Genomic DNA, 17,908 nt, shown 5'->3' with positions numbered 1-17,908 from the left:
GGGGCGAGTTGCGGGGCCAGGCAAGGCGACGGCGAGGCGTGGGTCGAGACCCACAACGAGCCGGCAACGCCGAATGGCCCCGCAAATCGCCCCGGCCCTGCGGGTTGAGCCTGGCAAGGGCGCATGCAGCGTTGCTCGTCGTTGCGGACACGAGCCCGCGGCCTCCTCGCGCCTTGCCTGCACCCTTGCCAGGCTCAACGCGGGCTATGCCCACTGCCGCGCAGGCTCCTAGCGGCCCGACGGCCGCAGCAGGTCGATCTGGAATGGCCGGTCGTTCATCTCGACGCGTTCGGGCCTGGGGCTCTGCAGCGTGAAGAGTTTGCGGCGCGGCAGGTTCAGCAGGGCCAGCGAGGGCTGCAGATAGCGGCGCAGCAGGGCCTGCAGCGAACCGTCGGCAAAGGCCAGGCGCAGGCCGCGCTCGACCCGTGCGATGGCCATGCGGTTGTCGGCATGCGTGTAGAGGTATTGCGGCAGGTCGTAGGACAGCAGCAGGCTGTCGTCCACGGCCAGGCCCTTGACGCCCAGATGCGCCTGGATCTCATGGCCGATCTCCTGCACGCTGCGGCAGAACAGGTCGGCCCGGCCCACGGCCACCAGCTCGAACATGGCCTCGTAGGTGCTCACCTCGGCCACCCTGAAGCCGTTGGCGCGCATGACGGCCACGTCGGCCCAGTCGCGCCCCTGCACATGGCGCAGCGCGGCCACGGCGGCCAGGCTGTCGGCCGCGCGCACAGCCGCGTGCACGGCGGCCTGTCGGGGCGCATGCACGAAGCAGACGCGGTAGCGGTTGACGCCCAGGTGGATGGGGAACAGCACCGGCACCAGCCCTGCCGCGCGGCCCGCCTCCGGGCTGGTCACGATGAGGTAGTTGGGCACCGCGCCGCGGGCCGCCTCCAGCAGCGCGCGGCTCTTGTTCATCGCCGTCGACTTCTCCAGCCGGTAGGGGCCGTCGCTGCCACGGGTCTTGTCCAGCGCCAGCTGCACGGCGTCGCGGACATAGGCGTTGCGCATGTCCGCGTCGCTGTCAGGTGCGCGCAGCGTGACGACCAGCTCCTGCGCCGAGGCGTCTCCCGCCATCAGCAGCGCGGGCATTCCCTTCAACAGGCGGCGTCTGTGCAACATGGGTGAGGCAGGACCGGATTGACCCCTGCCCGCGGTCAGGGGCGCGGCAAGGGCTGCAATTGCAGCAGGTCCAGCTGGAAAGGCCGGTCGTCCATCTCGGGCGAGTCCTCCGGGCTCTTGAGCGTGAACACGCGCCGCCTGGCCAGACCCAGGCCTTGCAGCGATGGCCGCACATGCCGGTGCAGCAAGGCCAGCAGCGACCCGTCCGCAAAGGCCAGGCGCAGGCCCAGCGCCACGCGCTCCATCGCCACGCGGTTGTCGGGGTGCGTGTAGAGGTATTGCGGCAGCGTGTAGCGCAGCAGGAAGCTGTCGTCCAGGGCCAGTCCCTTGACGTTGGCGTGGGCGGCGGCTTCGTGGCTGGCTTCCATGACGCTGCGGCAGAACAGGTCGGCCCGGCCCAGGGCCACCAGATGGAACATGGCCGAGTAACTGACCACCTCGGTGACACGCTGGCCATTGGCACGCAGCACGCCAACGTCAGGCCAACCCTTGCCCTGCACATGCTCCAGTTGCGCCAGCGCACCGAGGTCGCTGATCTGGCGCACGGCGGCCTGCCGCTCCGCGTTGACGAAGCAGACGCGGTAGCCGTTGCTGCCCATGTAGATGGGGAACAGCACCGGTGCGAGGCCGGCACCACGCCCGGCGGCGGGCGCCGTCGTCACGACCAGGTTGGGGTAGGTCTGCTGCCCGGCGACGAGCAGCGCGCGCCGCTTGTTCATCGGCGGCGTGATCTTGATCTGGTAGGGGCCGTGGCTGGCGACCGTCTTCTTCAAAGCGAGATCGACGGCCTGGCGCACATAGGCGCTGCGATGGTCAGACGCCGTGTCGGGCGCGCGCAGGGTCACCGTCAGCAGGCTTGCCTGGGCAGGCTGCCAGACGCCTGCCAGCAGGCAGCCTCCAGCCCCAAGAAGCAAACGTCGCTCGATCACTGCCGTTGCCGGGTGCCTCCGTCATCGCGCGGCCAACGCCGTCTGCTGCAGACCCGGACTCCTTTGTTGCGGCAATTCTATGGGCTTGCCGCGCGCAGACGGCGTGCGGATTCGGCGTTCGGAATCAGTCCTGCGTCAGGTCGGTCAGCCTTCTCACTTTGACCTCGCGGCCCTTGAGCTTGCCGGCCGACAGGCGCTTTCACGGGCGCGTCGAGCGGGCCATACGCGGCTGGTCATCAGGCGCGCTGGCGCCGCGCGGCCATCACCACAAGCCCGGCCAAAAGCATCGCGACCGATGCGGGCTCCGGCACGGCGGTGACGCTGATCGACGCGCCAGCGAACGTCGCGCTCGTCTCGGCCAGGGCGGAGTCCAGCAGCACCACGTTGCGCAGCAGCAGAGTTCCCTCCCCGGGGGTCAGTGCCAGGAACGACAGCCGCGCAAGCACGCCGTCGCCGCTCGCGCCGCCGCCAGGGCCCAGGCGCGTGTTCGCAACGAATGACACGCTGCCCTCGCCGCCGTCGACTAACCCGGGGAAGAAGGAGGTCAGCGCCCCGCCGGCGGCCAGGAAACCGCCGTCGACGACCTCGTGCGCCTCCAGCACGGGCACTGCGAAGACCAGGTCGAACTGGAAGCCGTAGAGGTCCTTCGCGTCGGTCACGACCACATCCACCGCAAACGTCTCGCCCGCCTTCACCGAGGCCGGCGCGGCGACTATGGACAGCGTGGTCGCCGCCGCAGGGGCGACAAGGCCGACGAACAGGCAGGCGCACAGGAATCCGAACTTCATGATTTCTCTCCTTGATGGGGCCGTCACTGGCAGGTGCTGCCGGCGGGCAGCTTCTGCGCAACGAACGACAGGTCCCTGATATCGACGACGCCGTCGCCGTTGGTGTCGCCGCGGGCGTCGAAGCCAGCCATGCCGACGCGCTTGCCGAACGAAGCCTTCACCAGCGCCAGGTCGCGGCAGTCGATGACGCCATCGGCCGTGACGTCGCCCGGCAGCGCCACCACCGTGAAGCTGGTGGCAGCGGTCGCCATGCGGCCGACGAGGTCGGTGGCGCGAGCGCTGAAGCTGTGCGTGCCGACGCCGAAAGACGACGCCGGGCCGCGGATGTCGGCACAGGTGGTCGACGCGACGCCCGATTGCCCGTCCACCGCCTCGCAGCGGATGTCGATGGTCTGGCCCGGTGCGTATGAGCCCAGGTTGCCGCGGTAGGTGACCGATGGCGGCGTCTTGTCGATGTTGACGGTGACGACGTTGCTCGGGTTGCTCTTGTTGCCTGCGTTGTCCAGCGCGAACTGGGCAGTCGACGACACCGTACGCTCCTTCGAGAGCAGCTGGTCCGCCGGGCAAATGGTCACGCCCGAGCCGCCGGTGTCGGCGCACGTGAAGTGCACGGTCACGTCGCCGGTGTACCAGCCGTTGCCCAGCGGCGGCGTGGTGGCGGCGGCAACGACGGTCGGGCGTGTGGTGTCGATGCGCACCGGACTGGCCGCGATGCGCGCGGTCTGCCCGCCACCGGTCACGGTGTAGGTGAAGCCATCGGGCGTGTCCTCGGTCACGAAGGCGCGGTCGCCGGTGCAGATCGTGGTGCACACGGGGGTGACCGCCACCGGCTCGTTCGTCCACGTGCCGGGCTGGTAGGGCCGGCCAGTCGTCGTCTTGAGGGTGTACGCGAAGTTCGGGCGGTTGAATGTGACGCCCGCATTCACGCTGGCGATGGCCTTGATGAGCCGGTCCCCGGGGAAGTCGGCATTCACGATGCCGACTCGGCTGTTGGGCAGGTGGAACGGTGGAAGCATCAGGTGGTCGGCGACCAGCGTGTTCATGCCCTCGTACGAGATCGTGCACACGCTGCCGAGGCAGGCCGTGCGCGGGAAGTCGGGCCAGGTGGAACTGCTGGCGCTGATGCCCTGGACCAGCCCGGTGGACAGGCGTGGCGCATCGGTGGCTTCGGTGGTGTGCCCGCTGGCGAAGAAGAACGGGAACGAAGGCCCGTTGGCAGAGAGGCCGGAGTTGTAGAGGAAACCCGGCAGAGCCGGGAGCGCATTGGCGATGGCGAGGTGGGCCTTCACCGGCAGCCAGAGGTTGTCGTAGAACTGCCCGACGACGTTCAAGGGACCATAGCCGGGGCTCAGGTAGGGACCGCTGCCGTGCTCGGTGTCGTACTGCAACCTGTAGTGGTAGTCCGGGATCTGGCCGCCCAGGTACTGGTCAATGACCAGCAGCTTGCCGCGCGCATTGCAGGACTTCGGGTCCGGCGTCGCATTCAGCGGCCGTACCGGGCCCAGCACCAGTTGTTCGGGATCGGGGCACTGGGCGGTCAACAGCCAGTCGCCATACTTCTGCGCCGTCGTCACGCCGTTGATCACCGCGGGCTTCTCGAACAGCGCCTTGAGTGGCTTGGCGGGATTGCAATCGCAATCCCCGAGGTCGTCGTTCTCCTTGGCGAGGCGCATCATCACCAGCTCGGACGGGTTGTCCTTGAGGAAGGAGACAACCGGCTGCAGCACGTCGCGCTCGAACTGCACGCTCTGGTTGGAGATGGTGTGGAACACCAGCATCTCGCAGTTCGGCGACACGTAGTTGTCGTTGCATTTGCGCAAGGCGGAGGGGTCGTACCAACGCAGGCGGATGTCCAGCCAGCGGATGCCCGAGACCAGCTGCTCGCGGATGGTCATCGTCTGCGTGCGCGCGCTCGGGCCGCCGACGCCCCGGTAGGTGCCGCTGTCGTGCGTACCCGGCAGCGACAGGTTCGGCAGCGTCTTGGTCGGGCTGATCGTCAGCATCCACTGGGGGTTGTTGCCCGCCGGCCCCGAGTCGTGCCAATAGGCGCCGTCATCGTGGGCCGCGGCGAGCAACGGGCTGAACAGCAACGCCTGCGCAAGCCTGGTGGCCATGCGCCGCGCGACAAGAGATGAGCGGGTGGTTGACATGAAGACTCCTCCGCAAGCGTCGTTCGGTGTGAGACCTTGCTGTGTCGCAGTCTAGGAATCGCCGCTCCACCCGCCCAGCCGACAAAAGGATGCCTGCGGCCCATCCGTTCGGATGGGTGTGCCGCCGCCCGCGACGCCAGCAGCATCACGGAGCAGGCAGTCCGCGGCCCTCCCCGGTATCTCGCCCCCCGCGCGCGCAGGCCAGCTTGACGACCCCTCAGTCGAACGTCACTCCAGATCCACCAGCCGCCGCACCTTCACCTTGCGGCCCTTGAGCTTGCCGGCCGACAGGCGCTTGACCGCCTCCGCCGCGATGTTGCGCTGCACCGCCACATAACTGTGGAAGTCAGTGACATTGATCTTGCCGATCTGCGCGCCCGCAAACCCGGCCTCGCCGGTCAGCGCGCCGAGGATGTCGCCGGGGCGGATCTTCTCCTTGCGCCCGCCGAGGATCTGCAGCGTGTCCATGGCCGGCAGCAGCGGGCCGCCGGGCGCATCGCTCAGGCCGTCCAGCGGCTGCCAGACGAAGGCCTCGCCCTGCAGCTGCTCGATGCGGCCGATGCGGCCCATTTCGTCCAGGCTGGCCAGGCTGAGCGCCAGGCCATCGGCGCCGGCGCGGCCGGTGCGGCCGATGCGGTGGACGTGCTGTTCCACGTCGGCGCTGATGTCGACGTTGATGACGCAGGCCAGGTTGGCGATGTCCAGGCCGCGCGCGGCCACGTCCGTGGCCACCAGCACCGAGGCGCTACGGTTGGCGAACTGGATCAGCACCTGGTCGCGGTCACGCTGCTCCAGGTCACCGTGCAGGGCCAGGGCGATGAAGCCCTGGGCGGCCAGCACCGCCTCAAGGTCGCGGCACTGCTGCTTGGTGTTGCAGAAGGCGATGGCCGACTCGGGCCGGAAGGCGCGCAGCAGGCGCGGCACGGCGTCCAGGCGCTCGCTCTCGCCCACCTCGAAGGCGATCTGGCGGATGGTCGACGAAGCGGCGCTGGTCGAGCCCGCCACCTTCACCGACTGCGGGTCGCGCATGAACTTGGCGGCGATCTCGGTCACGCCCTCGGGGAAGGTGGCCGAGAACAGCAGCGTCTGGCGCTTGGCCGGCGCACGCTTGGCAATCGCCTTGATGTCGTCCAGGAAGCCCATGTCCAGCATGCGGTCGGCCTCGTCCAGCACCAGCGTGTTCAGCGCGGAGAGATCCAGCGTGTCGCGCTCCAGGTGGTCGATGAGGCGGCCGGGCGTGCCCACCACGATGTGGGCGCCGAAGGACAGGCTCTCGATCTGCGGCTTCATGGGTGAGCCGCCGCACAGGGCCAGCACCTTGATGTTGTCGGCCGCGCGGGCGAGGCGGCGGATCTCCTGGGTGACCTGGTCGGCCAGCTCGCGCGTGGGGCACAGCACCAGGGCCTGCACGCGCGTCTGGGCGGCGTCCAGCCGGTGCAGCAAGGCCAGCGCGAAGGCGGCCGTCTTGCCCGAGCCGGTCTGGGCCTCGCCGATGACATCGCGGCCCGCGAGGGCCAGCGGCAGGCTGGCGGCCTGGATGGGCGTCATCTGCGTGTAGCCGAGCTGGTCGAGGTTGGCCAGCATGGCGGGGCTCAGCGGCAGTGTGGAAAAAGCGATATCGGTCATGACGTGATTGTCGAGGTTGTGACTTCCTGCTCGTTTCGGCGCGACAAGCGGTCGAGCTTTGCATTTGGTCACGACCCGGCGCAGCCTCGCTGACTAGCATTTGCGCCGGGCTTCAAAACCCCCACCTAACGCCATGCCTACCGTCACACGCTCCTTCCCTGCCACCCAGCCCATTGACCCGCCGACCTCGGCGCGGCCCAGGGTGCTGGAGAGCGGATCGGGCCGCCCGCAGGCGGCGCGCACGGCAGCCCCCGCCGCTGCCAGGGCGCGGCCGGCGGCAGGCCCGCGCGCGCAGGGCGCAGCCAGGGCGCAAGACGGCCTACCGCGCTGGGCCAAGGGCGTCGTCATCGGCGGCGTGCTGCTGGCCGTGGCCATGCCGGCCACGGTGCTGATGTCGCGCTCCATGCTCGTGCAGGAGGCGCTGGCCGAGCAGAGCAGCTCCAAGGCCGCCATGATCTGCACCGGCGGCGATGCGCGCGCGGTGGACGACTCCAGCATCACGAGCTGGCTGTTCGGCGGCTCGTTCTTCAGCTGCGGCGACTGGGAAACCCGCGACGCCCGCGTGCAGCGCGAGCGCGACCAGGCGCACAACAACTACATGGCGCGTGAGCGCGCGCGGCAGGGGCTCCCGCCGAACTGAAGCCCCCCGCCCAGTCGCGCATCGCTGAACGCGAGCGAGTCTGGTCGGTCTTGCAGACCGCGCTGCGGCAGTGCCGCAGCCCTTCGGCAGGCACGACAAGTCCACAGGACTTGTCGTGTCCGGCCTCAGCCCCCGAGGGGGCGGCGATGCTCGCGGCATTGGGCCGCGAGCACATCGCCATTGGGGCCGGCTTGGGAGCGGCCCGGCGCTCGGCCCGTAATGCGAGCTCAGCCGCCGGCGCGCTTGACCGTCCAGCCTTCGGGCCGGGCCTGCAGCCAGGCCATCACCTTCTCCAGGTGGTCGCCCTGGATCTCGATGACGCCGTCCTTGGCCGTGCCGCCGCTGCCGCACTGAGCCTTGAGCTGTTTGGCCAGCACGGTCAGCGCCGCGTCGTCAAGCGGCAGGCCGTGGATGGCCGTGACGCCCTTGCCCTTGCGGCCGGCCGTCTCGCGGCGAACGCGCACGATGCCGTCGCCAGGGGGCCTGAGCCGGGCGTTGGCCTTGCACACGCATTGCGCAAGGGCTTGGCCGCAGGCCGCACAGACGCGGCCGACATCGGTCGAATAGACGAGACGGGTGCCGCTCATCGCAGACTCCTCAACAGTAGATCAAGCGCCATCCGCGGCTCGCCGGGTGCCGGCCAGCCCGGCGGCGACGCAAGGCGGATGACGCGCCGCCGCTCCAGGCGCAACCGGTCCACATGCGGCTGTATGTATTGGCGCAGCAGGGCCTGCAGGCTGCCGTCGGCATGGGCGCGCCTGAGCCCCGTGGTCATGCGCTCGATCAGCGCGGTGTTGGACGGGTGGGTGTGGAAGTAGCCCGGCATGTCGTAGGCCAGCAGCAGGCTGTCGTCCAGCACCAGGCCCGGCAGGCCGGCGTTCTGGGCCAGTTCGGGGCCGGCTTCTAGGATGCTGCGGCAGAACAGGTCCGCGCGCCCCAGCGACACCATCTGGAACATGGCCGGGTAGCTGACTATTTCTTCGACCCGCAAGCCGTTGGCCCGCAGCACGGTCACGTCGGACCAGTCCTTGCCCTGCACATGCACGAAGGGCTTGAGGTCGGCCAGGCTGCGCACGGCGCGCAATGCCTCCTGCCGGGCCGCATTGACGAAGCAGACCCGGTAGCCATGCAGGCCCAGGTGGATGGGGAAGGGCACCGCCGCCAGCCCGGCCGCGCGGCCCACATCGGGCGACGCGGGCAGCAGCAGATTGGCGACTTCATTGCGCGCCGCAGTCAGCAGGGCGCGACGATTGTTCATGCGCGCCGAAAGCGCCAGCAGGTAGGCGCCGTGGCTGTCGCGCGTGCGTTCCAGGGCCAGCCGGGCGATGGCGCCTATGAGCTCTTTGCGCGGGTCGCCACCGCCATCGGGTGCACGCAGCGTGACCACCATCTCGGGCGCGGCCAGCACGGGCCCGGCCAGCGGTGCGAGCGTGGCAGTCAGCAGCTGGCGGCGGCTGGGCATGGCTCGGCTCAACGGCCGGGGGTCAGGTGGCGCTCGAAGAAGGCATCCATCGTGCGGTACAGGTGCAGCCGCGCCGCGCGGCCGGCGATGCCATGGGCCTTGCCGGGGTAGATCTGCAGGTCGAAGGTCTTGCCGGCGGTCTGCAGCGCCTCGACGAGGCGCAGCGTGTGCTCGAACAGCACGTTGTCGTCGGCGGTGCCGTGCACCAGCAGCAGCGGTCTGGCCAGCAGCGCGGCGCGCGACGACAGGTTGGCGCTGGCGTAGGTCGCCGCCTTGCCGGCCTCGGGCTGGCCGAGATAGCGCTCCGTGTAGGCGGTGTCGTAGAGCGTCCAGTCGGTCACCGGCGCCACGGCCACCGCGGCGGCAAACGGCGTGTCGGCATCCAACACGGCGCGGGCGCCCAGGTAGCCGCCGTAGCTCCAGCCGAAGAAGCCGATGCGCGCGGCGTCCACGCAGGGCACGCGGCTGGGCAGCTCGCGCACGGCGGCAAAGAGGTCGGCCACTTCCACCTTGCCGAAGGCCTGCCGGTGAGCGCGCGTGAACTCGCGGTCGCGGTGCTGCATGCCGCGCGTGTCCAGCATCAGCACACCGTAGCCGCGCTGCTGCCAGTAGGCGATCAGCGGCATGTCCTTGCCCCAACCCCAGTGCACCGTCGCGGCGCCGGGGCCGCCGTAGGCCATGACGATGACGGGGTGCTTGCCCGGGCGGCCGTCCTGGGCGGCGAAGAAGAAGGCGTTCAGCGGCGTGCGGCCGTCGGCGGCGCTCAGGTCCAGTGCCAGCGGCGTGTTGCTGAACTGGCGCAGCGCCGGGTCGGGCGCGTCGCCGGCCAGCGCGATGACGGTGTCCTGGCCCGGGTTGCGCAGCTCCAGCCGCGGCGGCGCGCCCCAGGCCGAGCGGGTGACGAGCAGGCGGCCGCAGCCGGCGTCGGCCTTGGCGTCGCGCCACTGGCGGTTGCCGGCGCCGGCCAGGGGCTGGGCCTTGCCGCCGGCCAGCGGCATCACGTAGATCTCCTGGCCCTTGCCGCGGTCGCCATAAGCCGCGAAGACGAGGTGTTGCGCGTTGGCGCAGATGGCGTGCGCGGCCGGCTCGGCGGCCTGCGTCAGCGGCGTGCGCGCGCCGCTGGTGCGGTCGATGAGCAGCAGCTGGCGGCGGCCCGAAGCCTCGCTGGACCAGAGCAGGCCGCGCGGCGTCTCGATGAGGTCGTCGTGGGCCTCGACCCAGGCGGTGTCGGTCTCGACGGTGATGTCGCGCGGCGCACCCTTGAATTCGGTCAGCGTCAGCCGCGTCTGGTCGCGTGTGAACCATTGCAGCCAGGGCGTGCCGTCGGCAAACCAGCCGGCACGGGCGATGTACTCCGCCGTCTTGGGCAAGGCCAGCTCGCGGCGCTGGCCGTTGGCCACGTCGATGGCGAAGGCCGTGACTTTGGCGTTGGCCTCGCCGGCCGCGGGGTAGCGCTGCTGGGTCAGCTCGGTGCGGTCGGCAAAGATCTGCGCCCGCGTCTTGAGCGCCACACCGGCCTCGTCCACGCGCAGGGCCAGCAGGGACTTGCCGTCCTTGCTCCACCAGTAGCCGCGCTGGCGCGCCAGTTCCTCGGCGGCGATGAACTCGGCCTGGCCCCAGGTCAGCGTGTCGCTGCCGTCCTGGGTGAGCTGGCGCGGCACGGCGCCTGCCGCCAGCGGCAGCATGAAGAGGTTGCCGCCCTGCACATAGGCCAGGCTCTTTCCGTCCGGTGCGCAGCGCGGCTCCAGCTTGGGCGCGCCGGGCTCCAGCGCCAGCTTCTGCGCCTGCGGGCCGGCGGCCGTCAGTCGCACCAGGTAGAGGTCGCCCGACAGCGGGAACAGCAGCGCGCCGTCGTCGCTGCCGCACCACTGGTAGCCGGTAATGCCGCGCTGGCTGATGCGCTGCCGCTCCAGCGCCATCTTCTCGGCCTCGCTGAGCTTCTGTTCGGCGCCGCCAAGCAGGTCGGCTGCGGCGACCAGCTTGCGCGGCTCACCACCCGAGCTGGGCTGGGCCCACAGCTCCAGCACCTCGCTGTCGGCCTGCGAAGGCCGCAGGAAGCTGACCCACTGCCCGCCGGGCGAGACCTCCGCCTGGCGTGGCAGGCGGCCGGCCAGCGGCGGGTCGGCGGTGAGGCGTTCGAGGGTGAGGAGATTGGGATTGGGGGGCTGGGCCAGGGCGGCGCTTGTGACGCAGGCGCTGGTCAGCAGGGTCATGAGGATCTTCATCGGCGGCATGCTAGCCGCGTCCGCGGCCATAGACGGCTTTCGAACAAGCACATGCGGAACAGGCACTTGCTTCCTTCCTATCATTCACGCCCCGCCCCCTTCCGTTGGAGAACCACCATGTCCCTGCGCATCAACGACATCGCCCCCGACTTCACCGCCCAGACCACCCAGGGCGAGATCAAGTTCCACGACTTCATTGGCGATAAGTGGGTCGTGCTGTTCTCGCACCCCAAGGACTTCACGCCGGTGTGCACGACCGAGCTGGGCTACCTGGCCAAGATCGAGCCCGAGTTCACCAAGCGCAACGCCAAGCTCATCGGCCTGTCGGTCGACCCCGTGGACAACCACCACCGCTGGGCCGCCGACATCGAGGAGACGCAAGGCCACCTGCCCAAGTACCCGCTGATCGGCGACAGCGACCTGAACGTCGCCAAGCTCTACAACATGCTGCCGGCCGAAGTGGAAGGCACGTCCGAAGGCCGCACGGCCGCGACCAACGCCACCGTGCGCTCGGTCTTCATCGTCGGCCCGGACAAGCGCATCAAGCTGATCCTGACCTATCCGATGACGACGGGCCGCAACTTCGAAGAGATCGTGCGCGTGCTGGACAGCCTGCAGCTGACCGCCAAGCACAAGGTCGCCACGCCGGCGAACTGGAAGCAGGGCGAGGACGTGATCATTGCCGGCTCGGTGTCGGATGAAGACGCCAAGACGCTGTTCCCGGCGGGCTGGAAGGCGCCCAAGCCTTATCTGCGGATCACGAAGCAGCCGGGCTGATCTTGAGGCTGTAGGCGCCGGCCTGTCCGCAAGGGCGGCGTCGGCCGGCCGCCTGAAGCTCAGGGGGCAGTCATGGGCCGGTGGTCGTAACTGAACACCTTGGCGATCTGCCAGGTGCTGCCGTCAAAGCGCCACAGGATGTAGTAACGGGCTTGCTGGATGCAGTCCGTCTTGCCGGCTTCGAGGAAGCAGTGCCGGCCCAGCTGGATGGCACCGATCTTGGCCATCGGGTAGACCTCCATCGCGCCTTCGACCAAGCGGCGCTGCACCTTGCCGCAGATGTTCTTCTGCACAGCCTGGATGAACTGCTCGCGGTTCAGGATGCGGCCGGTCAGGTCGTGGAAGAACTCCACGTCCGGTGCGTACAGCGCAAGCAGCGTGGCCGTGTCGCAGTGGTTGAAGGCGTCGAAATGCTGCTGATCCAGCTTGGCGACGATCGCCGGCAGCTCGGCGTCGGGGATGCTGGGGTGGATCGTCTGGCAGAACGCGGTCGTGCCCAGTGAGCCACCGAGCGCCAGCGCAAGGATTTTGGAGAGGGAAACCATGGCGAGGTTCTCTTTCAATGGCAGAGCCGTCGGGCGAGCTCGTCGGCATCGTTCACGGTGCGCAGCTCGGCGTAGGCCGCCTCGGCCTCGGGGTAGGCGCGCTTCAGGTAGAACAGCCATTGCTTGAGCCGGCCGCCCTGGTGCTTGGCGGCGACGTGGCCGCGGACCTGGTCGAAGAAGACCCGCATCAGCGGCAGCAGCTCGGCCCACGGCGCTTGCGTGTCGCGCTGGCCGGCGATACGCAGCGCCAGCCCGGGGTCGGCCACCATGCCGCGGCCCAGCATCAGGTGCTCGCAGCCGCTGCGCTCGCGCGCCAGCTCGGCGTGCTCCACGGTCCAGATCTCGCCGTTGGCGATGACGGTGATGGGCACGGCCTCACGCACGGCGGCGATGCGCTCCCAGTAGGCCGGCGGCTTGTAGCCATCGGCCTTGGTGCGGGCGTGGACGACGATCTCCTGCGCGCCGGCCGCATGGATGGCGTGGGCGACGTCCAGCGTCCTGCTGTCGTCCATGAAGCCCAGGCGCATCTTGGCGGACACCATCACGTCGGCCGGCACCGCGCGGCGCACGGCGGCGACGATCTCGTGGATGAGCTCGGGTTCGTCCAGCAGCACCGCGCCGCCACGGTGACGGTTCACGCACTTGGCGGGGCAGCCGAAGTTGAGGTCTATGCCCTCGGGCTTGAGCTCGGCCAGGCGAGCGGCGTTTTCGGCCAGGCAGGTCACGTCCGAGCCCAGCAGCTGCGGATGAACCGGCACGCCCGCGGCCGTGCGGCCACCGTTCAGCAGCTCAGGCACGATGCGCGTGAAAACGCGGTTAGGCAGGAGCTGGTCGGTCACGCGGATGAACTCGCTGACACAGCGGTCCACGCCGCCGACGCGGGTCAGCACGTCGCGCAGGATGTGGTCGAGCAGGCCCTCCATGGGAGCCAGGAGGATCATTTCGATTCCTCTTGCTGCATCAGGTATAGGCGCAGATCGAACTCCAGCTGGAAGTAGTCCGGCTCCATGTGCTGGCAGAGCTTGTAGAAGGGCTTGTTGTGCTCCAGCTCACGCAGGTGGGCCAGCTCGTGCACGACGATCATGCGCAGCAGCGCGGCCGGGGCGTCCTTGAACAGCGTGGCCACGCGGATCTCGCGGCGCATCTTCAACTTGCTGCCCTGCACCTGGGTGCGGCGGGTGTGCGTGCCCAGGGCGTGCTGCAGCACGCGCAGCTTGGCGTCGTAGCCGACAAAGTTCAGCGGCTCGGCGTTGCGCAGGTGGCGGGCCTTCATGTCCTGCACGTAGGCAAACAAGGCAGAGTCACTGCGCACTTCGTGGCGCTCCGGCAAGCGGCGCGCGAGGTGGGCGGCCAGGCGGCCTTCGCTGCGCAGCGTCTCGGCCTGGGCGATCAGTTCGGGCGGGTAGCCAGCAAGGTAGCGGGCGGCAGGGCTGGCAAGATGGGGCGATGTCATCGGAGATATTCAAGGTGCGGCTGGAGCCGCAGGGCGCCATTTTCGACTGTGCGCCGGACCAACCCCTGCTGCTGGCTGCGCTGGCCGCCGGCCTTGCCCTCCCCTGGTCCTGCCGCAACGGCACTTGCCGCACCTGCATCAGCCGTCTTGTGGACGGCCGCATCGAGCACCGTATCCCCTGGCCCGGTCTCTCCGCCGAGGAGAAGGCCGAGGGACTGATCCTGCCCTGCGTGGCCGAGCCGCGCAGCGATGTGACGCTGCGGCGGGACTGAACCTCAAGGCTTGCGCGGCATCAACAGCGTCTGCCCGCCCTGCGTCAGCGTGACCGAGGTGGCCTTGCCCTCTCCCGCGCTGAAGTCGAGCTGGGCGCCCACTTGCGGTATGTGCATCTGGCGCGGCGTGCTGGCCATCAACTCGAAGCTCGGCTGGCCCGGGGCCTGACCCAGCAGCCGGCCCTTGTCGTCGATGAAGACCTTGATGGAGAACTGCGGCGCGCTGTATTCGCCCACCAGGGCCTCCATCTGCGCCGCGCTCAGCGTGAGGAAGGCGCGCTCGGGCGGCAGCTCGCCGCTGAGCGTCCAGCGCTCGCCGGCCTTCTCGCCGTTGTTGAAGACACGCAGCGCGACGACCTTGCCGCTGCCGTCGCGTTCCAGGTGCAGCTCGTTGACGGAATCCGCGAAGGCGAAGCGGTCCTGGCCCAGCGGCACCAGCGTGGCAATGCCGCTGCCGCTGCGCTGGCTCTGCAGCACGCCGTCCTTCACGCGCAGCGTGCGCGTCTGCTTGTCCTCGCGGGCATAGACGCCCTCGGCCGCCTTGAGCTGCTCGGCCGGCACGGCCACGGGCTTGCTATCTGCAAAGGGCTCGCCGATGGCGAAGGCCGCCAGCTTGCGCGACACGAGGTCCATGTTGAAACCGGGGCTGTCGCTGTTGCGCAGGATGACGACGGTGGTCTGGCTTTTCGGCAGATAGCTCAGCAGCGACGTGAAGCCGTGGATGCCGCCGCCATGCGACAGCAGCGCCTGGTCGCGCAAGCTCCCGGTGCCGATGCCGAAGCCGTAGTTGCGCGGCTTGGCCGGGCCTTCGGGCGTGGTCATGCGCTCGTAGCTGGCCTTGCTGATGAGCTTGCCGCCGTGCAGGGCCTGGTTCCAGCGCCACAGGCCCTCGGCGTTGCCGATCAGCGCGCCGGCCGCGTGCGGCTGCGTCATGCTGAGCAGGCCAGCCGGCGCGACCTGCCCCTGGCCGTTCAGCGTGTAGCCCCGCGCCATGCCCTTGAAGAGCTGGTCGCCAGCCTCGAAGTGCACGCTGGTGATCTGCGCGGGCTTGAGCAACGCTTCGTCCAGCGTCTGGTGCCAGCTCTTGCCCGAGATGGCCTCGACGACGGCGCCGAGCAGCACATAGCCGGAGTTGTTGTAGGCCCACTTCTCGCCCGGCGCAAAGTCCGCCGGCAGGTCCTTGAACTCCTTGATCAGCTCGGCCGTTGTCAGGTCACGCCGGATGGGGTTGACCATATAGCCGGCGATGCCGGTGTAGCTCTTCACGCCCGAGGTGTGGTTGAGCAGTTGCAGCAGCGTGATGTTGGCGCCGTTGGGATAGTCGGGCAGAAACTTGGACAGCGGGTCATCGAACTTCGCCTTGCCCTCGTCGATCTGCCTGAGCAGCGTGGCAGCGGCGAACTGCTTGGTGACGGAGCCGATGCGCAGCAGGTGGTCGGGCTGCATGGGAACGCCCAGCTCGATGCTGGCCGCGCCCCGCGCGCCCTTGTAGAGCAGCTGGTCGCCACGCGCGACGAGCACCGTGATGCCCGGGCCGTCGCGGGCGATCTTCTGCGCGTCGAGCAACTGATCGGCATAGGCCGCCATCGCGGCGGGCGTGGCCGGCGTGGCGGCCTGGGCCGCGCCGAGCAGCAGCGACAGCAGGACGGCGACGGAGATCTGTGGGTTGCGCATGGCGGGGTGGCTGGGGTTGCGGGAGCGCGCAGCATCGCCGCAGTCTTGCGCCGTGACAAACGCGGCTGTGACAGGCTGCGCGATTCAGGGCATGAGCCGCAGGAGGCCGGGATAATTCGGTGCATGCACCGCACCATCTTCACGACCCCGGGGGTCAGCACCTTGCTGCGGGGCCTGTCCATCGCCTGGCTGAAGCTCGCCGGCTGGACGGTGCAGGGTGAGTTGCCGTCCGAGGCGCGCAAGAGCGTCCTCATCGCCGCGCCGCACACCAGCAACTGGGACCTGCCTTACACGCTGTTCGCCTCGTTCGCGCTGCGCCTGACGCCCTACTGGATAGGCAAGTCGTCGATCTTCCGCTTCCCGTTCGGCGGCCTGATGCGCTGGCTGGGCGGCATCCCGGTGGACCGCAGCAAGTCCAGCAACCTGGTGGCCGCGTCGGCCGAGGCCTTGAAGGCCGCCGACGGCCCGGTGCAGCTCATCGTGCCGCCCGAGGGCACGCGCAGCAAGACCATCTACTGGAAGACCGGCTTCTACTGGATTGCCGTGACCGCCGAGCTGCCCATCGTCATGGCCCACATGGACTACCCACGCAAACTCGTTGGCCTGGGGCCGCTGTTCAGACCCACCGGTGACATCGAAGCCGACATGGCCGAGATCAAGCGCTACTACGCCCAGTTCAAGGGCAAGAACTCAGACCAGTTCACGCATGAGTAGACGAGCCCCTCGTCCGGTCTCGCCTCGCTGCACGCGGGCGAACCCAGCCGGTCCCCCAAGGGGACGGCGATGCTCGCGGGGGAGGCCCCGCTCGCACATCGCCAGGCGGGCCGGCTTGGGAGCGGCCCGGCGCTCGGCCCGAATACTGAAACCACCGATTGCACAGTGCAGCCCATGCCAACCAACCTGTCCAAAGACCCACTGCACGGCCTCACGCTGGAGGCCATCGTGACCGCGCTGGTCGAGCATTTCGGCTGGGCCGAGCTGGGCCAGCGCATAGAGATCAAGTGCTTTCGCATCGATCCCAGCGTGGCATCCAGCCTGAAGTTCCTGCGCAAGACGCCATGGGCGCGCGCCAAGGTGGAGAGCCTCTACCTCTTCATGCGGCGCGAGCAGGCCCGCGCCGAGCGACCGGCCCGTTAGCGGCCGGGCGCGGTCTCGGGCAACTCGATCTTCACTTCGAGCACGTCGAAGTCGCCCTGGCGCTCCATGTGCACCTTGATGTCGTCGGGGTTGATGGACACGTACTTGCTGATGACGGCCACCAGCTCGCGCTGCAGCTGGGGCAGATAGTCGGGGCTGGAGCTGCGGCCATTGCGCTCGTGCGCCAGGATGAGCTGCAGCCGCTCCTTGGCGACGCTGGCCGAGCTCTTCTTCTCGCCGAGGAAAAAGTTCAGGAATCCCATGGTGCGGCCTCCTTCACTTGCCGCCGAAGACGCGCTTGAACCAGCTCGGCTTCACGGCCTCGGTGAAGCGCATCGGCTTGTCTTCGCCCAGGAAGCGCGCGACGACGTCCTTGTAGGCCTCGGCCACGTCGGTCTCGGCGAGGTGGATGGCCGGCGTGCCCTGGTTGGACGCCTGCAGCACGCTCTCGCTCTCGGGGATGACGCCGATCAGCGGCGTGCGCAAGATGTCGTGGATGTCGTCCAGGCTCAGCATCTGGCCGCCCTCGACCCGGTTGGGGTTGTAGCGCGTGATGAGCAGGTGCTCCTTGACCGGCTCGCCGCCTTCGATGGCGCGCTTGGTCTTGCTGCTCAGCATGCCGAGGATGCGGTCCGAATCGCGCACCGAGGAGACCTCGGGGTTGGTCACCACCAGCGCCTCGTCGGCGTAGTGCATGGCCATCAGCGCACCCGTCTCGATGCCGGCCGGCGAGTCGCAGACGATGTAGTCGAACTCCATCGCCTTCAGCTCGTTGAGCACGCGCTCCACGCCTTCCTGCTTCAGCGCATCCTTGTCGCGCGTCTGGGACGCGGCCAGGATGTAGAGCTTGTCCAGCTGCTTGTCCTTGATGAGCGCCTGCGTGAGCTTGATCTCGTCGTTGACGACGTTGATCAGGTCATAGACGACACGGCGCTCGACACCCATGATCAGGTCGAGGTTGCGCAAGCCGACGTCGAAGTCGATGACGCAGGTCTTGAGGCCGCGCATCGCGAGGCCGGTGGCGAAGCTCGCGCTGGTGGTGGTCTTGCCGACCCCGCCTTTGCCGGAGGTGACGACGACGATCTTGGTCATCTGAGCTTTCCTGTTG

General features: G+C 69.0%; 19 protein-coding genes. 5 read left to right on the top strand and 14 right to left on the bottom strand.

The features are described 5' to 3' along the window. Positions 1 to 228: 228 nt before the first annotated feature. The 5 genes from ACXRVZ_RS08510 to dbpA form a co-directional block, all read right to left on the bottom strand. Positions 229 to 1,122: a hypothetical protein gene (locus tag ACXRVZ_RS08510; protein WP_457424371.1), complete on the bottom strand. Its 894-nt coding sequence runs from the start codon at positions 1,120 to 1,122 to the stop codon at positions 229 to 231. Between the two features lie 35 nt (positions 1,123 to 1,157). After that, the gene (locus ACXRVZ_RS08505; protein WP_457424373.1) at positions 1,158 to 1,967 is read right to left on the bottom strand and encodes a hypothetical protein; all 810 of its coding nucleotides are present in this window, start codon (positions 1,965 to 1,967) and stop codon (positions 1,158 to 1,160) included. Positions 1,968 to 2,287: 320 nt separating this feature from the next. After that, positions 2,288 to 2,839 (bottom strand): cohesin domain-containing protein, encoded by a 552-nt coding sequence (locus ACXRVZ_RS08500; protein WP_457424375.1) that lies wholly within the window; start codon positions 2,837 to 2,839, stop codon positions 2,288 to 2,290. A gap of 23 nt (positions 2,840 to 2,862) precedes the next feature. Continuing rightward, on the bottom strand, positions 2,863 to 4,989 hold the full coding sequence (locus tag ACXRVZ_RS08495) for a dockerin type I domain-containing protein (protein WP_457424377.1): 2,127 nt from the start codon (positions 4,987 to 4,989) through the stop codon (positions 2,863 to 2,865). 228 nt (positions 4,990 to 5,217) lie between these two features. Beyond that, on the bottom strand, positions 5,218 to 6,615 hold the full coding sequence (gene dbpA / locus ACXRVZ_RS08490) for an ATP-dependent RNA helicase DbpA (protein WP_457424379.1): 1,398 nt from the start codon (positions 6,613 to 6,615) through the stop codon (positions 5,218 to 5,220). Between the two features lie 133 nt (positions 6,616 to 6,748). On the opposite strand from dbpA, the gene ACXRVZ_RS08485 reads away from it, so the two are divergent. Then, the gene (locus ACXRVZ_RS08485; RefSeq protein WP_457424381.1) at positions 6,749 to 7,255 is read left to right on the top strand and encodes a hypothetical protein; all 507 of its coding nucleotides are present in this window, start codon (positions 6,749 to 6,751) and stop codon (positions 7,253 to 7,255) included. A gap of 227 nt (positions 7,256 to 7,482) precedes the next feature. Here the strand turns inward: ACXRVZ_RS08485 and ACXRVZ_RS08480 are convergent, their stop codons facing one another. The 3 genes from ACXRVZ_RS08480 to ACXRVZ_RS08470 are packed head-to-tail and all read right to left on the bottom strand — an operon-like array spanning position 7,483 to position 10,930. Continuing rightward, positions 7,483 to 7,842, bottom strand: coding sequence for a translation initiation factor Sui1 (locus ACXRVZ_RS08480; protein WP_457423762.1), 360 nt, complete (start codon positions 7,840 to 7,842; stop codon positions 7,483 to 7,485). After that, positions 7,839 to 8,717: a hypothetical protein gene (locus ACXRVZ_RS08475; protein ID WP_457423764.1), complete on the bottom strand. Its 879-nt coding sequence runs from the start codon at positions 8,715 to 8,717 to the stop codon at positions 7,839 to 7,841. Before ACXRVZ_RS08475 ends, ACXRVZ_RS08480 begins: the two co-directional genes overlap by 4 nt. Positions 8,718 to 8,725: 8 nt before the next feature. After that, positions 8,726 to 10,930, bottom strand: a complete 2,205-nt coding sequence (locus ACXRVZ_RS08470) for an alpha/beta fold hydrolase (RefSeq protein WP_457423766.1) — start codon at positions 10,928 to 10,930, stop codon at positions 8,726 to 8,728. A gap of 129 nt (positions 10,931 to 11,059) precedes the next feature. Between ACXRVZ_RS08470 and ACXRVZ_RS08465 the strand changes: the two genes are divergently transcribed. Then, entirely contained in the window at positions 11,060 to 11,719 is a 660-nt protein-coding gene (locus ACXRVZ_RS08465; RefSeq protein WP_457423768.1) for a peroxiredoxin, read from the top strand. A 59-nt stretch (positions 11,720 to 11,778) separates the two neighbouring features. Here the strand turns inward: ACXRVZ_RS08465 and ACXRVZ_RS08460 are convergent, their stop codons facing one another. The 3 genes from ACXRVZ_RS08460 to ACXRVZ_RS08450 are packed head-to-tail and all read right to left on the bottom strand — an operon-like array spanning position 11,779 to position 13,717. After that, a complete protein-coding gene (locus ACXRVZ_RS08460) occupies positions 11,779 to 12,264 on the bottom strand; it encodes a nuclear transport factor 2 family protein (protein ID WP_457423770.1) in 486 nt (161 codons plus the stop codon). A gap of 14 nt (positions 12,265 to 12,278) precedes the next feature. Continuing rightward, complete coding sequence (locus ACXRVZ_RS08455; protein ID WP_457423772.1) at positions 12,279 to 13,205, bottom strand: tRNA dihydrouridine synthase; 927 nt, start codon at positions 13,203 to 13,205, stop codon at positions 12,279 to 12,281. Beyond that, on the bottom strand, positions 13,202 to 13,717 hold the full coding sequence (locus ACXRVZ_RS08450; RefSeq protein ID WP_457423774.1) for a YgjP-like metallopeptidase domain-containing protein: 516 nt from the start codon (positions 13,715 to 13,717) through the stop codon (positions 13,202 to 13,204). Before ACXRVZ_RS08450 ends, ACXRVZ_RS08455 begins: the two co-directional genes overlap by 4 nt. Between ACXRVZ_RS08450 and ACXRVZ_RS08445 the strand changes: the two genes are divergently transcribed. Next, a complete protein-coding gene (locus tag ACXRVZ_RS08445) occupies positions 13,711 to 13,989 on the top strand; it encodes a 2Fe-2S iron-sulfur cluster-binding protein (RefSeq protein ID WP_457423776.1) in 279 nt (92 codons plus the stop codon). The genes ACXRVZ_RS08450 and ACXRVZ_RS08445 overlap by 7 nt on opposite strands. Before the next feature lie 3 nt (positions 13,990 to 13,992). Here the strand turns inward: ACXRVZ_RS08445 and ACXRVZ_RS08440 are convergent, their stop codons facing one another. Continuing rightward, positions 13,993 to 15,663 carry a serine hydrolase domain-containing protein gene (locus tag ACXRVZ_RS08440; RefSeq protein WP_457423778.1) on the bottom strand — a complete coding sequence of 557 codons (1,671 nt, stop codon included), beginning with the start codon at positions 15,661 to 15,663 and terminating at the stop codon, positions 13,993 to 13,995. Positions 15,664 to 15,786: 123 nt separating this feature from the next. Here ACXRVZ_RS08440 and ACXRVZ_RS08435 point away from each other — a divergent pair, with 123 nt between their 5' ends. Next, positions 15,787 to 16,377 (top strand): 1-acyl-sn-glycerol-3-phosphate acyltransferase, encoded by a 591-nt coding sequence (locus ACXRVZ_RS08435; RefSeq protein ID WP_457423780.1) that lies wholly within the window; start codon positions 15,787 to 15,789, stop codon positions 16,375 to 16,377. A 174-nt stretch (positions 16,378 to 16,551) separates the two neighbouring features. Continuing rightward, positions 16,552 to 16,800 (top strand): VF530 family protein, encoded by a 249-nt coding sequence (locus ACXRVZ_RS08430; protein ID WP_457423782.1) that lies wholly within the window; start codon positions 16,552 to 16,554, stop codon positions 16,798 to 16,800. On the opposite strand, the gene minE is transcribed toward ACXRVZ_RS08430, so the two are convergent. Both minE and minD read right to left on the bottom strand, forming a co-directional pair. Further along, the gene (gene minE, locus ACXRVZ_RS08425) at positions 16,797 to 17,063 is read right to left on the bottom strand and encodes a cell division topological specificity factor MinE (RefSeq protein ID WP_457423784.1); all 267 of its coding nucleotides are present in this window, start codon (positions 17,061 to 17,063) and stop codon (positions 16,797 to 16,799) included. The two genes, ACXRVZ_RS08430 and minE, sit on opposite strands and share 4 nt — an antisense overlap. A gap of 13 nt (positions 17,064 to 17,076) precedes the next feature. Further along, on the bottom strand, positions 17,077 to 17,892 hold the full coding sequence (minD, locus tag ACXRVZ_RS08420; RefSeq protein ID WP_458232290.1) for a septum site-determining protein MinD: 816 nt from the start codon (positions 17,890 to 17,892) through the stop codon (positions 17,077 to 17,079). Positions 17,893 to 17,908: the final 16 nt, after the last annotated feature.

This window comes from Roseateles sp. P5_E8, assembly GCF_054177665.1.
The sequence above is the reverse complement of the archived record's forward strand: the minus strand, read 5'-3'. Positions and strand labels throughout refer to the sequence as shown.